Annotated in this window: 12 protein-coding genes and 1 tRNA gene; 7 read left to right on the forward strand and 6 right to left on the reverse strand. The window is 55.6% G+C overall.

All coding sequences use genetic code 11. From position 1 onward, the window contains the following. The first annotated feature begins 122 nt into the window (after positions 1–122). The 4 genes from yebS to C2E16_RS12045 all read left to right on the forward strand — a co-directional run bounded on the left by yebS (position 123) and on the right by C2E16_RS12045 (position 5765). Positions 123–1364, forward strand: a complete 1242-nt coding sequence (yebS, locus tag C2E16_RS12030; RefSeq protein WP_038625743.1) for a membrane integrity lipid transport subunit YebS — start codon at positions 123–125, stop codon at positions 1362–1364. Further along, positions 1330–3966 (forward strand): PqiB family protein, encoded by a 2637-nt coding sequence (locus C2E16_RS12035; protein ID WP_038625741.1) that lies wholly within the window; start codon positions 1330–1332, stop codon positions 3964–3966. Before yebS ends, C2E16_RS12035 begins: the two co-directional genes overlap by 35 nt. Before the next feature lie 149 nt (positions 3967–4115). Continuing rightward, positions 4116–5510, forward strand: coding sequence for a 16S rRNA (cytosine(1407)-C(5))-methyltransferase RsmF (gene rsmF / locus C2E16_RS12040; protein WP_244947408.1), 1395 nt, complete (start codon positions 4116–4118; stop codon positions 5508–5510). Between the two features lie 54 nt (positions 5511–5564). Further along, positions 5565–5765, forward strand: a complete 201-nt coding sequence (locus C2E16_RS12045) for a YdfD/YebW family protein (RefSeq protein WP_038625738.1) — start codon at positions 5565–5567, stop codon at positions 5763–5765. Here the strand turns inward: C2E16_RS12045 and C2E16_RS12050 are convergent. Together C2E16_RS12050 and C2E16_RS12055 are read right to left on the reverse strand one after the other, a co-directional pair. Then, positions 5759–6406, reverse strand: a complete 648-nt coding sequence (locus C2E16_RS12050) for a metallophosphoesterase (RefSeq protein WP_038625736.1) — start codon at positions 6404–6406, stop codon at positions 5759–5761. The genes C2E16_RS12045 and C2E16_RS12050 overlap by 7 nt on opposite strands. Before the next feature lie 274 nt (positions 6407–6680). Then, the gene (locus tag C2E16_RS12055; protein ID WP_084970749.1) at positions 6681–7550 is read right to left on the reverse strand and encodes an alpha/beta fold hydrolase; all 870 of its coding nucleotides are present in this window, start codon (positions 7548–7550) and stop codon (positions 6681–6683) included. A 137-nt stretch (positions 7551–7687) separates the two neighbouring features. On the opposite strand from C2E16_RS12055, the gene aroD reads away from it, so the two are divergent. Beyond that, positions 7688–8581, forward strand: coding sequence for a type I 3-dehydroquinate dehydratase (gene aroD / locus C2E16_RS12060; RefSeq protein ID WP_084970747.1), 894 nt, complete (start codon positions 7688–7690; stop codon positions 8579–8581). Positions 8582–8771: 190 nt separating this feature from the next. On the opposite strand, the gene C2E16_RS12065 is transcribed toward aroD, so the two are convergent. Then, positions 8772–9806 (reverse strand): acyltransferase family protein, encoded by a 1035-nt coding sequence (locus tag C2E16_RS12065; RefSeq protein ID WP_146107477.1) that lies wholly within the window; start codon positions 9804–9806, stop codon positions 8772–8774. 41 nt (positions 9807–9847) lie between these two features. Between C2E16_RS12065 and C2E16_RS12070 the strand changes: the two genes are divergently transcribed. After that, a protein-coding gene (locus tag C2E16_RS12070) for an IS1-like element IS1A family transposase (protein ID WP_103215986.1) occupies positions 9848–10545 on the forward strand; the annotation gives its coding sequence in 2 pieces (ribosomal slippage) (positions 9848–10097 and positions 10097–10545; 699 coding nt in all). 582 nt (positions 10546–11127) lie between these two features. Here the strand turns inward: C2E16_RS12070 and C2E16_RS12075 are convergent. The 3 genes from C2E16_RS12075 to C2E16_RS12085 all read right to left on the reverse strand — a co-directional run bounded on the left by C2E16_RS12075 (position 11128) and on the right by C2E16_RS12085 (position 12528). Beyond that, the gene (locus tag C2E16_RS12075) at positions 11128–11607 is read right to left on the reverse strand and encodes a GNAT family N-acetyltransferase (protein WP_084970544.1); all 480 of its coding nucleotides are present in this window, start codon (positions 11605–11607) and stop codon (positions 11128–11130) included. 112 nt (positions 11608–11719) lie between these two features. Further along, positions 11720–11793 (reverse strand) — tRNA-Gly (locus tag C2E16_RS12080). 132 nt (positions 11794–11925) lie between these two features. After that, positions 11926–12528 (reverse strand): helix-turn-helix domain-containing protein, encoded by a 603-nt coding sequence (locus C2E16_RS12085; RefSeq protein ID WP_038625693.1) that lies wholly within the window; start codon positions 12526–12528, stop codon positions 11926–11928. A gap of 43 nt (positions 12529–12571) precedes the next feature. Between C2E16_RS12085 and C2E16_RS12090 the strand changes: the two genes are divergently transcribed. Then, complete coding sequence (locus C2E16_RS12090) at positions 12572–13267, forward strand: B3/B4 domain-containing protein (RefSeq protein ID WP_038625691.1); 696 nt, start codon at positions 12572–12574, stop codon at positions 13265–13267. Positions 13268–13669: the final 402 nt, after the last annotated feature.

Below are 13669 nucleotides of genomic sequence, written 5' to 3' on the forward strand. Positions count from 1 at the left end.
TTAATATAACCTTAGATTCTTGCGGATCGGATTATCAAAACGGGCTATGCCCCTCAGCGTCCGTTTTGCGCCGTTTTAAGGACCGTGCATACCTGCAGCACGAGGGACACTGCTTTTAATATATGAAAATACATACTATCAGTCACGTTCTGCCCCGTGAACGTTATCAGCGTTGTCCGCAATGCGATACCCTTTTTTCCTTACCAGATGTGAAATCTCGTCAGACGGCCCACTGCCCACGCTGCAACGCCAAAGTGCTTAACGGACGCGACTGGTCGATGACGCGTCTGACGGCAATGGCGGTCGCGATGTTTTTATTGATGCCTTTCGCTTTTACCGAGCCGCTGATTGAGATACGCCTGCTCGGCACCCCTATTCGCGCCAGCCTGCTGGCGGGCATTATGCAGATGACCGAACAGGGCGACGTGCTGACCGCGGCGATGGTGGCGTTCTGTACTATCGGCGCGCCGGCCACGCTGGTGGCGGCCATCGCCTTCCTCTTTTTCGGCGATCGCCTCGGCATGAATCTGCGTCCGGTACTGCTGATGCTGGAGCGCCTGAAAGAGTGGGTGATGCTCGATATCTATCTGGTCGGCATTGCCGTCGCCTCGATTAAGGTCAAGGATTACGCCGATATCGCCGTCGGCTACGGGCTGGTGGCATTTGTTGCGTTGATGGTGCTCAGCCTGCTGACCATGATTCACCTTAACATGGAACAGCTGTGGCACCGCTTTTACCCGCAGCCGGAGCCGGATGTGGCGCCGGAAAAGCTGCAAATTTGCCTGAACTGCCATCACACCGGCCTGCCCGACGATCGCGGACGCTGCCCGCGCTGCCACACCCGGCTGGCGCATCGTCGTCCTCATAGCCTGCAAAAATCCTGGGCGGCGCTTATCTCCGCGATCGTGCTACTGATTCCGGCCAATCTGCTGCCGATCTCAATTATCTACCTGAACGGCGGACGCCAGGAGGACACCATTTTCTCCGGTATTCTTTCGCTCGGCTCCGGCAATATTCCGGTGGCGGCGATTGTGTTTATCGCCAGCATTCTGGTGCCGTTCACCAAAGTGTTGGTCCTGCTGGTATTGTTGATCAGCATTCATTTTCGCTGCCAGCAGGGACTAAAAACCCGCATTCGATTATTGCGTCTGGTCACCTGGATCGGGCGTTGGTCTATGCTGGACCTGTTTGTTATTTCGTTAACCATGTCGCTGGTTAATCGCGACCAGCTGCTGGCTTTTACAATGGGACCGGCCGCCTTCTACTTTGGCGCCGCGGTAATTTTAACTATCCTTGCCGTTGAATGGCTGGATAGCCGTCTGATTTGGGATGCTCATGCAACACACGCCGACTACACCGACTAGAGCGCGGATAATCAACAAGCGTAAAATTTCGCCGTTCTGGCTGCTGCCCTTTATCGCCCTGATGATTGCCGGCTGGCTGCTCTGGACCAACTATCAGGAGCGCGGCACCACGGTAACCATCGATTTCGCTCAGGCCGACGGCATCGTGCCCGGTCGGACGCCGGTGCGTTATCAGGGGGTCGAGGTCGGCACCGTACAGGGCATCAGCCTTAGCGACGATCTGCGCTCCATTAAGGTACGCGTCAGCATCAAAAGCGATATGCGCGACGCGCTGCGTGAGGATGCGCAGTTCTGGCTGGTGACGCCAAAAGCGTCGCTGGCTGGCGTCTCCGGGCTGGACGCGCTGGTCGGCGGCAACTATATCGGCATGATGCCCGGCAAGTCGGGCGAGCGGCGGGAAAACTTCGTCGCGCTCGATACCCAGCCTAAATATCGCGTCAATACTGGCGAAATGCTGGTGCATCTGCATGCGCCGGATCTCGGCTCGCTCAATACCGGATCGCTGGTCTACTACCGCAAGATTCCGGTCGGTCGCGTTTATGACTACACCATTAACCCGGACAACAATGGCGTTACCATCGACGTGTTGATTGAACGCCGCTTCACCAATCTGGTGAAAAAAGAGAGCCGCTTCTGGAACGTTTCCGGTGTGAAGGCGGATGTCGGCCTCAGCGGTGCGAAAGTGGAGCTGGAGAGCCTGGCGGCGCTGGTGAACGGCGCCATCGCCTTCGATTCGCCGCAAACGTCGCAGCAGGCAGCCAGCGAAAGCAACTATCAGCTCTATCCCGATTTGGCGCACAGCCAGCGCGGCGTAATCGTAACGCTCGATCTACCTGACGGCAAAGCGCTGAAAGCGGGCAGCACGCCGTTGATCTATCAGGGGCTGGAAGTCGGCACCCTGACGAAGATGACGTTACAGCCGGGCGGCAAGGTCAGCGGCGAGCTGACGCTCGATCCTTCCGTGGTCGGGCTCATGCGCAGCGGCACGCGCATCGAAATGCGCAGCCCGAAAATCAGCCTGAATAACCCCAGCCTGAGCACGCTGCTGACCGGCACCACGCTGGAGCTGATCCCCGGCGAAGGCGAGCCGCAGCACCATTTTGCGGTGCGTCAGAGCAACGAAGCGTTGCTGCAGCGCCCGGATGTGCTGACGGTGCGCCTTAGCGCGCCGGAGAGTTACGGCATCGACGCCGGCCAGCCGGTGATGCTGCGCGGCATTCAGATTGGTCAGGTTATCCGCCGCACGCTGACCACCAAAGGCGTGGAGTTTGAGGCGGCGATCGCCCCGGAACATCGCCAGCTGGTGCATGGCGACAGCAAATTCATCATCAACAGCCGACTCGATGTGAAATTCGGTCTCGACGGCATGAAGGTGCTGGGCGCCAGCGCCAGCGAATGGGTCGACGGCGGCATTCGTCTTGAGCCGGGCGGCAAAGGCGCGCCGCTGAGTCAGTATCCGCTTTACGCCAATGCCGAAAAAGCGGAAGAAGGGATTACCGGCGAACGTCCGCCGACCACGCTGACGCTGACCGCCAACAGCCTGCCGGATATTCAACCCGGCTCGGTGGTGCTCTACCGTAAGTTTCAGGTGGGCGAGATTGTCGACGTGACGCCGAAGGCGAACGAGTTTCTGGTGGCGGTGCATATCAAGCCTGAATACCGCAAGCTGCTGACGCCCGACAGCGTTTTCTGGGCGGAAGGCGGCGCGAAAGTGCAGCTTAACGGCGCTGGTCTGACGGTGCAGGCGTCGCCGCTAAACCGCGCCCTGCGCGGCGCGATCAGTTTCGATAACCTGGAAGGCGCCAGCACCGGCAAAAATCAGAAGCGCGTGCTCTACAGCTCTGAAACCGCCGCGCGCGCCGTCGGCAGCCAGATCCTGCTGCACACCTATGACGGCAGCAAGCTCTCTGCCGGCATGCCGATTCGCTATCTGGGCATCGATATCGGCCAGGTCGAGTCGCTGGCGCTGAGCCAGGATCATAATCAGGTGATCGCCAAAGCGGTGCTCTACCCCGAATATGTGCAAAGCTTTGCGCGCATCGGCAGCCGCTTCTCGGTGGTGTCGCCGGAAATTTCGGCCACCGGCGTCAACCATCTGGAGACGCTGCTGCAACCCTATATCAACGTCGATCCCGGCAAGGGCAGCCTGGTGCGGCGCTTTGAGCTGCAGGAGACCACTATTACCGATTCGCGTTATCTGGACGGCCTGAGCATCGTGGTCGACGCGCCGGAAGCGGGATCGCTGGGCATCGGCACGCCGGTGTTGTTCCGCGGCGTCGAAGTCGGTACGGTCACCGGCACCTCGCTGGGCAGCATGGCGGATCGCGTGCAGGTGCAACTGCGCATCAGCAAGAAATATCAGCATCTGGTGCGCAATAACTCGGTCTTCTGGCTCGCCTCCGGCTACAACCTCGAGTTTGGTCTGATCGGCGGCGTGGTGAAAACCGGCACTTTCCAGCAGTTTATTCGCGGCGGCATTCAGTTCGCCACGCCGCCGACCGTTCCGCTGGCGCCGCAGGCCGCGTCCGGCAAGCATTTCCTGCTGCAGGATGAAGAGCCGAAAGAGTGGCGCAAATGGGGAACGGCGATCCCTTCCTCATAATCTCTACCGGGAGCCCGCGCAGGGCTCCCGTTTCATCGGCTTTCGCCGCAGCTGTGTTACACTTCCCGCCCTGTTTTTTCTGCAACTACCGGAACTCTGTCGTGGCCCAACAATCCCGAGCCAGCTTCCCTGAAGCCTTCCTTGAACTGATGCGGCAAACGCTGCCCGATGAGGAGAGCCTGCAGGCTTTTCTCGCCATCAGCCAGCAGCCGCTGCGTCGCAGCCTGCGCGTCAATACGCTGAAAATCAGCGTGGCGGATTTTTTGCATCAGACGGCCCGCTACGGCTGGCGCCTGACGCCGATTCCCTGGTGCGCCGAAGGCTTCTGGATTGAGCGCGAAGAAAGCGACGAATCGCTGCCGCTCGGCAGCGTGGCGGAACACCTCAGCGGGCTGTTTTACATTCAGGAAGCCAGCTCGATGCTGCCGGTCAGCGCGCTGTTCGCCGCCCAGCCGCAGCCTTATCGGGTGATGGACGTAGCGGCCGCGCCCGGTTCCAAAACCACGCAGATGGCGGCGCTGATGAAAAATCAGGGCCTGATTCTGGCTAACGAATATGCCGCCAGCCGGGTAAAAGTGCTGCATGCGAACCTCAGCCGCTGCGGCGTCAGCAACACCGCGCTGACCCATTTCGATGGACGCGTGTTTGGCCCGGCGCTGCCGGAGATGTTCGATGCCATTCTGCTGGATGCGCCCTGCTCCGGCGAAGGCGTGATCCGTAAAGATGCGGATGCGCTGCGCAACTGGACGCTGGAGAGCACCGTCTCGATTGCGGAAACGCAGCGCGATCTGATCGACAGCGCCTTCCATGCGCTGAAGCCGGGCGGCACGTTGATCTATTCAACCTGTACGCTGAACAAGCTGGAGAACCAGCAGGTCGTGGCGTGGCTCTGTCAGCGCTATCCCGACGCGGTGACGATCGATTCGCTGGCGGATCTCTTCCCCGGCGCGGAACGGGCCGCCACGCCGGAAGGCTTCCTGCACGTCTTTCCGCAGTTGTTCGACAGCGAAGGCTTTTTCGTCGCGCGGCTGCGCAAAACCGCCAGCGTCGAGCCGATGCCGACGCCGGGTTATAAGGTCGGCAAATTCCCCTTCAGCCCGCTGTCGCGCAAAGATGCGCAGGGGGTTATTCAGGCGGCGGCGAAGTCTGGCCTGCACTGGCAGGATGATGAGCTGACGCTGTGGCAGCGCGATAAAGAGATCTGGCTATTTCCTGCCGCCGTCGAACCGCTGATTGGCCGGGTGCGATTCTCACGCATCGGACTGAAGCTGGCGGAAACCTTTAACAAAGGCTACCGCTGGCAGCATGAAGCGGTGATCGCGTTGGCGCGAGCTGAGGAGGCCAACAGCGTTGAACTGACGGAGAGCGAAGCGGAGGAGTGGTATCGCGGGCGCGATATCTGGCCGCAGGCGGCGCTACCGCGCGATGAGGTGCTGGTGACCTGGCAACGACAGCCGATTGGCCTGGCGAAAAAAGTGGGCCAGCGCCTGAAAAACAGCTATCCGCGCGAGCTGGTGCGCGACGGCAAATTGTTCCACGCCTGACGCCTGACGCTTTCCTGTCCTACACTTAACGCGTCTGACAGGAGAGGGAAAAGCATGTATGCGTTGGTACTATTAATTTGTTACCTGGACGGGGGCTGCGAGGATATTATGCTGGGCGTCTATGATGATGAACCTGCCTGTATCGTCGCACGCGATGAGCAGCGCCTGCGCCACGCAGGCTGCTATCCGGTAGAAGATGTTATTGACGGCAGCTGGACGCCCGCCTGGCAATACAGCGATCTGTTTCGCTACTGAATTTTCACCAGCGTCAGCCGGTTGCCAAACACGGCGCCGGTGTCAATATAGTGCTGATTCCAGCCGCTGACTGGATTATCCAGCGGCGTATGGCCAAAGTAAAAGGCGTCCGCGCCAGCAATGTTTTCCCCCAGCCCGCGCTGTAAACGATGAATGCGATCGCGTCCCCATACCACTTCATACTCGTCTATCGGCTGCTCCCAGGCATAACGCGAGGCGGGATAGTCGGCATGAGCGACCACTACAATCTGCTCATCCAGCACAAGGTGCGCAATCAGCGGCAATTCCTGACAGCGCATCAGACAGGCCTGCGCCTCGGCGCGCTGCGCCCCATCCAGACGCCAGAACCAGTCGCCGCCGTTCATCTGCCATAATTGCTCATCGCCCTGCGTCAGCGCGGCCAATGCCATCTCTTCATGATTGCCGCGCACACAGCGAAACCAGGGCTCTTTCAGCAACCGCAGGCAGGCCAGGCTGTCCGGGCCGCGATCGATCAGATCGCCGACCGAGACCAGCAGATCGCGTCGCGTATCAAAATTAACGGCCAGCAGTTGTTCATCTAGCAAAGCGCGGCAACCGTGAAGATCGCCGACGATATAGATATGTCGCCAGTTATCGCCATCCAGATATTGATACAACATGCTCCATTTCCTTACAGCTGTAACAGGAATATTGATGTGCGGTTAAGACAGCAGCCTTTAGAGTGTAGCAGGCGGGGTAATCAGAAAGGTGCAGGCCAAAATGGATAGCCAGAAGAAGTTTATTATGATGCTGATATGTCTTTTTACCGGCAGCCTGCTGCTGCTGGAAATCCTTGCCCGTCTGGCGCATAAACTTATCGTCGGCTAGCGACGGGTAATCCGCTTAATGCGCACAGCAGGCCAGCTTTTATACAGAACGTTGCTCAGCGCCCCGCTACTTGCCATTAAGAAAATGGATCACCGCATCGGTAAACTCTTTCGGCGCCTGCAAAAAAGCGAAGTGGCTGACGGTGGGCAAAATCAACAGGCCGGCGTTGGGAATAACGGCGGCGATATGCTCCAGATGCGCCCGGTCGATCGCCTCATCATGATCGCCGTCGGCAATCAGCACCTGCGCGCTGATTTTCCCTAACGCCTCATCACGCCACTCCGGCTGCGACTGCCACATTCCGCCGATCTGTTTTACAAACGCCGGATAATCGTTGGGCGTTTTCGACAGCTTCTTATACTCTTCGCCAGCGCGCGCAATATAGGCGGCGAATACCGGATTATTTTCAATGCCCGGCTTTACGCCGCGCGTGGTGACGTTGGGCGCAAAAGCGAACACTTTCCCGACGCGATCCTTATGGCGCATCGCCATGTCCAGGCCAATAATCGCACCGTCGCTCCAGCCCACAATATCGGCTTTTGCAATATGCAGATGATCCATCAGCCCGACAATATCATCCGTCATTAAATCGTAGCCGTAAGGCTGGGCGTTGCGCGTGCTGCGGCCGTGCCCCCGGCTGTCGACCACAATCACCCGATGATGCTTCGCCAGCTCAGGCACCTGCAGGTCCCAGTAATCGCTGTTCGCCAGTCCGCCGTGCAACAGGATAACCGGTGAGCCCTGGCCGGTGACGGCGTAGTAAAGCTGAATGCCGTTGACCTCGGCGTAGCCCGACTGCATCCCGATCAACGGCGCGGGCGTGGCTGGAAGCCGCTGCCAGCGTGTGCCCCAGTGGGTGTGCTGCGTTTCGGTCTGCGCCAGCGCAGGCGCCAAAGCCAGTACGCCTGCCAGTAAAATAGCCGGTTTGCTCTGCATGAATGATTTTCCTGTGCCCGCATGAATGTGCCGAATGGCGATTTATCGCGCGCTTGCGGCCGGAAAAAGCGCGGCGGCAACGTCTTTTACTACGCTTAACGCTGAGCCATTTATTACACAAATCGCAGAGGACCGCTATGCAACGCCGAGATTTTATTGGAGGCGGCAGCGCCATGCTCGCGCTGGCGCTGATGTCCCATTCCGCATCAGGCGCAGCGGATGCGCCCCGCGCCGATATGGTTACCCCATCATTACGACCAGTGAAAATTAAGAATATCGCCATCGGCGAAGGGCAGCCGAAAGTGATCGTTTCCACCACGGCCGCCGACAGCGAAGCGGTGAAGACGTTCGTGCGTAGCCAGGCGTTGCAGGTCGACAGCGATGTTATCGAACTGCGGTTAGATCTGCTGCATAACGGTCAGGACGCGGCGGCGATGGCGCAGCTGACGCGCGAGCTTTACGCCATGCTGCCAAACAAGGTTCTGCTGGTGACCTTCCGCACCAAAGCCGAGGGCGGCAAGCAGGCGATTGCTGACGATCGCTATAGCACGCTGTACCAGTATTTACTGACTCAGGGGCAGATGGATCTGCTGGATATCGAGATGTATCGCCCCGCCGCCAGAGAGCTGGTCGCGCTGGCGCATCAACAGCAGGTGCGTGCGATTCTTTCGAGCCATGATTTTGAGCAGACGCCGACGCAGCAGGAGATCGTTTCGCGTCTGCGCCAGCAGCAGACGATGGGCGCCGATATTCTGAAGATAGCCGCTATGCCGCGCGATCCGAGCGATGTAATACGTATGATGGCAGCGACCTGGGAGATGCGTCAGCGCTACGCGCAGCAACCGCTGTTGACGATGTCGATGGGCGGCATGGGCGCCGTCACACGGCTTGCCGGCGAGCTGACCGGCTCGGCGCTGACCTTCGGCATGGCAGGCGACGCCTCGGCGCCGGGACAGCTGGAAGCGAGCGACCTGAGCGGCATACTGACGCTGCTGCACCGCGCGGCGGAAGATGACGCAAAGTCATCGTAACGGGCCGCAGGCTGACGCTAATAAAAAACTTCGTCAGCCGGTCGTTTGCAAAAGCGGAGCAGTTTATCTACCCTCTTTCTTTCCCTGCAAAGGAAGCGACGAGGCGGGACGCTGGGTGATTACTCACCTCGTCTGTTCGCAGGCAGCTGACTGAGGCTGTCGATGGGGAACGGCTCCCCATCGGCAGGCGTTACACGCTGCTTTTCGGCTGAAAGCGACGCATTACCGGCATAAAGACCAGACGGTGAAAGGTTGCGACAGGCAGTTCGATGGTATAGCGGAAAAACGCTTTCCATGTTTCGGCCATGCGCTTTTCCACCAGCTGATGAATCAGCCACGCCAGCAGCATGACAAAACCAATCACCAGCGCATAGACGCCGATCTTATTTTCCTCGCTGGCGAATTTATCGATTAGCATATAGCCAATATGGGCATGTACAAGATAGAGCGGGTAAGTAATAGCGCCAGCGAAAGCTGAACCCGGCAGGCTTAATTTACCCAGGCGGCTATAGTCAGCGGCGATAAAAGCGAGGAAAAAGAGCGATACAAAAGTGATAATGACCGCCGGCGGATACTCTACGCTGCGGATTATTTCCGCTTTAGCCGCATTTTCCAGAGAAACCAGGCAGCAGATAACATACATGGCGACAGCCAGCAGAATGACCAGGCCTTTCATCTTCCCTGCGGTCTCTTTTATCACGGCAAATAGCGCACCGGCGACGAAGTAGCTGTAATAGCCCTGGAAAATCGGCAGCGATGCATTACCTGCTAATGCGCAAGCGATAATCGCCAGCGCCCAAACGATAATCGCCATCTCCAGACGGCTTTTTAGTCCCAGAAGCAGGCAGAGCGAGATAAAGAAATAGAAGGTTAGCTCATAGGCCAGCGTCCAGTAAACGCCGTCGATATTATAAATACCGACAAACGACTGTAGCATCGTCAGGTTGGCCAAAAAGGCTTTCAGGGAGATCGGCATGTGGTGCCCGCCGACCATCACGATAAAGAGCGACGTGATGACCAGCCCGGCCCAGTAAGCTGGATAGAGTCGCAGAGCGCGCGTGGAGATAAAGCGGGAGAAGCTTTTGTTTTTCGCCGAGAAAAAGATGACGTAACCGCTGATCATAAAGAACAGTTCCACGCCAAGATAGCCAAACTTAGTAAACTGCGTCAGCTCAGGAATCTGCGTGATGGAGGTTATTTTACCATTATCTGGTGATGCTGCCAACTTACTGATTTAGTGTATGATGGTGTTTTTGAGGTGCTCCAGTGGCTTCTGTTTCTATCAGCTGTCCCTCCTGTTCAGCTACAGACGGGGTGGTGCGTAACGGTAAAAGTACTGCCGGACATCAGCGCTATCTCTGCTCTCACTGCCGTAAAACATGGCAGTTACAGTTCACATACACAGCCTCTCAACCCGGTACGCACCAGAAAATCATTGATATGGCCATGAATGGCGTTGGATGCCGGGCAACCGCCCGCATTATGGGCGTTGGCCTCAACACGATTTTACGTCACTTAAAAAACTCAGGCCGCAGTCGGTAACCTCGCGCATACAGCCGGGCAGTGACGTCATCGTCTGCGCGGAAATGGACGAACAGTGGGGCTACGTCGGGGCTAAATCGCGCCAGCGCTGGCTGTTTTACGCGTATGACAGGCTCCGGAAGACGGTTGTTGCGCACGTATTCGGTGAACGCACTATGGCGACGCTGGGTCGTCTTATGAGCCTGCTGTCACCCTTTGACGTGGTGATATGGATGACGGATGGCTGGCCGCTGTATGAATCCCGCCTGAAGGGAAAGCTGCACGTAATCAGCAAGCGATATACGCAGCGAATTGAGCGGCATAACCTGAATCTGAGGCAGCACCTGGCACGGCTGGGACGGAAGTCGCTGTCGTTCTCAAAATCGGTGGAGCTGCATGATAAAGTCATCGGGCATTATCTGAACATAAAACACTATCAATAAGTTGGGACCATTACCCCATTATCTATTCCGTTAAATGTATAATGGAATAAAATAACGCCCAGCGCAGCGATTAGACGTAAATAGTCTATCAGTTCTACACGTTGAGTTTTCATAATAGCTGGCCCGCTATGTTATCTTGCGCCGCTTACCTGTTAATTAAAGCCGCTCAAGGGATGAATTATTAACATTTAATGACAGCTACAACGCCACCACCATTAATTATTCTAACAGCCCAGAATGTTACTTAAGTCAAATGCAAATAGGTAGCCTGAACTAAATCTTTAGGAAAAGGACTAATCCAACTGCATTAATCAATACATAAATGAAGAAGAAAATTCCTATAATTATTTGTCTTTTTCTTCTGTCAGACAGTTATACAGACTGAACTATTTCTTTGAAACAGCAAGTTAATTCGCAACAACGCTTGCTGGGCGGCTGTACATGCAGGATATAGAGTAAAGCGCGCAGAATAATATAAGGTTATTCACGGCTACGTACAGGAAAGATAATCCTTCAAAATGACGAATTCAGTCATAGTCGAGACTATTTATCTTGAAAAATGCCAAGAAATGTTTTTCTTTTCTATTTTTCAATAATTAATATTTTCTCCATCCTGTAGTTAATAAAAATTTCGCCTCGCAAACTGACTTGCTGTTGCTGCACAATACTAAACTGCTGTGCAGCGAAAAACGGTTTTGCCGCTATGCTCGCATCGGTAACGATACGGGTCAGCCCGCTTTCTTCCGCTACGGCGTATGCTTTTTGCAATAACCGCGTGGCGACGCCTCGCCTGATATAGTCAGGATTAACGAAAAGCAAATCCAGATAGCCGTCAGCATCGATCTTAATAAAACCGGCCACCTTTTCGCCGTCCCTTACCAGCCAGACGCCGCCGGAACGTAGTCTTGCCCGCCACTGTTCTGGTTCAATCGCCGACCATGCAGCAATTTGCGCAGGCGTATAGCTGCTGCTGGCAATCTCTTTTACGGCGCGCAGAAAAATATCTGTAACCGGCTGAAAGTATTCATCCTGAAAAGGATAAATCTGAGCGTTATCCTTCATGCTTTCTCCTGAAATCGGTTTTAGGTAACGCCAACGATGCTGCCAAAGGCTTTCGCAATGGGTCCAGTCAACTCTTGCTTTCCATCAGGCATCGGCAAAGGAAAAGAAGGTGTGGAGCGGGTAACGGGAATCGAACCCGTGTCACCAGCTTGGGAAGCTGGGGTAATACCATTATACGATACCCGCCCGGTAAGCTGCGTTGTGCCAAACAGGTGGCAGCAAGACGCAGTTTTACACAAACTATCGCCCTTCAGGCAAGTCCTTCTCTGCCATCATCAGGAAAATTCGTATTCGTTTTAACAGAGATCAAAATGCCCGTCAGCGATGCAGCTCCGCGACCGTCATGGTAAAGATCAGCGGCGCGTCGCTAAAATTAGCGTAATGGTGAGCGCTATCCGTTCTGGCCACCGCTGAACAACCTGCATGAATAGTTAGCTCACTGGTTGCGGTTTTCATATTCAGCACGCCTTTTTCAACATGCAGCAGCTCAAAGGTGCCGTGCGGATGGCCCGGCGAAGCAAAAATTTCGCCCGGAAACATCTCCCATCGCCAGAGCTCAATCATATCCGGGCCGCTGGAGCCAGCCAACAGGCGGGCAGTACCACCCTGTTCACCTTGCCAGAGCGTGGGAATATCTTGACTTTCAATCAGCCACGCATCGGGCGCGCGGGTAACGTTAACAATATCCGCGACAGATAAACCGAGCGCGGCGGCGATTTTACAGAGAATAGCGACGCTGGGGTTTGCACTGCCCTTTTCAATCTCCACCAGCATCCCTTTGCTGACGCCCGCGCGTCGGGAAAGCTCATCCAGAGAGAATTTTTTTGCCTTGCGGTAGTTGCGGATGCTGCTGGACACCGCCTCGCTGACGCAGGCGATATCCGCACCCGCGCTGGTCGTTTTATTGACTTTTTTGGTCATCGGTCATTACTATAATCTAAATGAGTCACTAAAGGATTATGTTATGTTTTCCGTTTCCCCGTCAATCGACCCGGCAATTGTCAGCCTGGCGCCGGGCTTTCGCGCGCTGAGCATTGCTGTTGAAGCTGCGCCCATAGCTAACGCCGAAATTGCGGAAGAAGCCCTGAAGCAGGCATGCGCATCCATTACTGGCAATGAGACGCCGTGGGCAGAGGCGCATCTCGCCGCGTGGGCTGAAGCTTTCAAAGCGTTCGGCGCCAAACCTAAACGTACGCCCTGCTCCGCCGATGCGTTACGCAAACGTGTCCTGCGCGACCGGGCAATGCCCGCTATCGATCCGATCGTCGATCTCTATAATGCTGTTAGTATTCGTTACGCCATTCCGGTAGGAGGCGAAAATTTTGCCGCCTATGTCGGCCAGCCTCTGTTGACCATCGCCAACGGAACGGAGCTGTTTGATACCTTTAAGGAAGGAGAACCCGCCAGCGAATCACCTGAACCGGGCGAAGTCATCTGGCGTGATAACCAGGGGGTAACCTGTCGGCGCTGGAACTGGCGGCAGGGCGTCAGAACCCGACTGAGCGCGGAGGCAAAACAGATGTGGTTTATTCTGGAAAGCCTGCCTGCCATGCCGCTGGAAGCACTGTATCAAGCAGGCGATGCGCTGATGCAAGGCATCGAGTTGATGATGCCTGACTCCCGCATTGAGAAAAAGCTTATCGGCTTTGAATCTCTCTGAATCCCTCTCACCAACGGCGTTGTTTTTATCCAGCGCAGGAACAGCGCCGCCTGCGGCAATAGCTTTGATGAAAAAGATTCTTTTATCGAAACAGCAAAAACAGAATCACAGATTTATCTTAATTAACCAATTTTTTTGTGTTCTCAACTTCTTATTCTCCCTTACTAAATTTTTCATTTTTCAGCGCATGCGTTATATACATAGTGAAAAAATCTTCTATAACCTTTATTTTTCATGAAGTTAATGAAAAAATAAAAAAGGTCATTATCGTTACTTAATCTCACATTTTTCCGGTATCTCTTTTATTGAACGCTGCTTTTCAAGATCGCCAACCTTGGATCTACCGTTTCGCTCCCTGCCCGTCATATAGCCGCTTATATTTCTGCTAGACTTACTCTTTCA

The organism is Mixta calida (assembly GCF_002953215.1).
Taxonomy (GTDB): domain Bacteria; phylum Pseudomonadota; class Gammaproteobacteria; order Enterobacterales; family Enterobacteriaceae; genus Mixta; species Mixta calida.

Excerpts from the sequence above, each read along its gene's own strand:
- yebS (WP_038625743.1), top strand. The coding sequence starts at position 123 with ATGAAAATACATACTATCAGTCACGTTCTGCCCCGTGAACGTTATCAG.
- C2E16_RS12035 (WP_038625741.1), top strand. The coding sequence starts at position 1,330 with ATGCTCATGCAACACACGCCGACTACACCGACTAGAGCGCGGATAATC.
- rsmF (WP_244947408.1), top strand. The coding sequence starts at position 4,116 with ATGCGGCAAACGCTGCCCGATGAGGAGAGCCTGCAGGCTTTTCTCGCC.
- C2E16_RS12045 (WP_038625738.1), top strand. The coding sequence starts at position 5,565 with ATGTATGCGTTGGTACTATTAATTTGTTACCTGGACGGGGGCTGCGAG.
- C2E16_RS12050 (WP_038625736.1), bottom strand. The coding sequence starts at position 6,406 with ATGTTGTATCAATATCTGGATGGCGATAACTGGCGACATATCTATATC.
- C2E16_RS12055 (WP_084970749.1), bottom strand. The coding sequence starts at position 7,550 with ATGCAGAGCAAACCGGCTATTTTACTGGCAGGCGTACTGGCTTTGGCG.
- aroD (WP_084970747.1), top strand. The coding sequence starts at position 7,688 with ATGCAACGCCGAGATTTTATTGGAGGCGGCAGCGCCATGCTCGCGCTG.
- C2E16_RS12075 (WP_084970544.1), bottom strand. The coding sequence starts at position 11,607 with ATGAAGGATAACGCTCAGATTTATCCTTTTCAGGATGAATACTTTCAG.
- C2E16_RS12085 (WP_038625693.1), bottom strand. The coding sequence starts at position 12,528 with ATGACCAAAAAAGTCAATAAAACGACCAGCGCGGGTGCGGATATCGCC.
- C2E16_RS12090 (WP_038625691.1), top strand. The coding sequence starts at position 12,572 with ATGTTTTCCGTTTCCCCGTCAATCGACCCGGCAATTGTCAGCCTGGCG.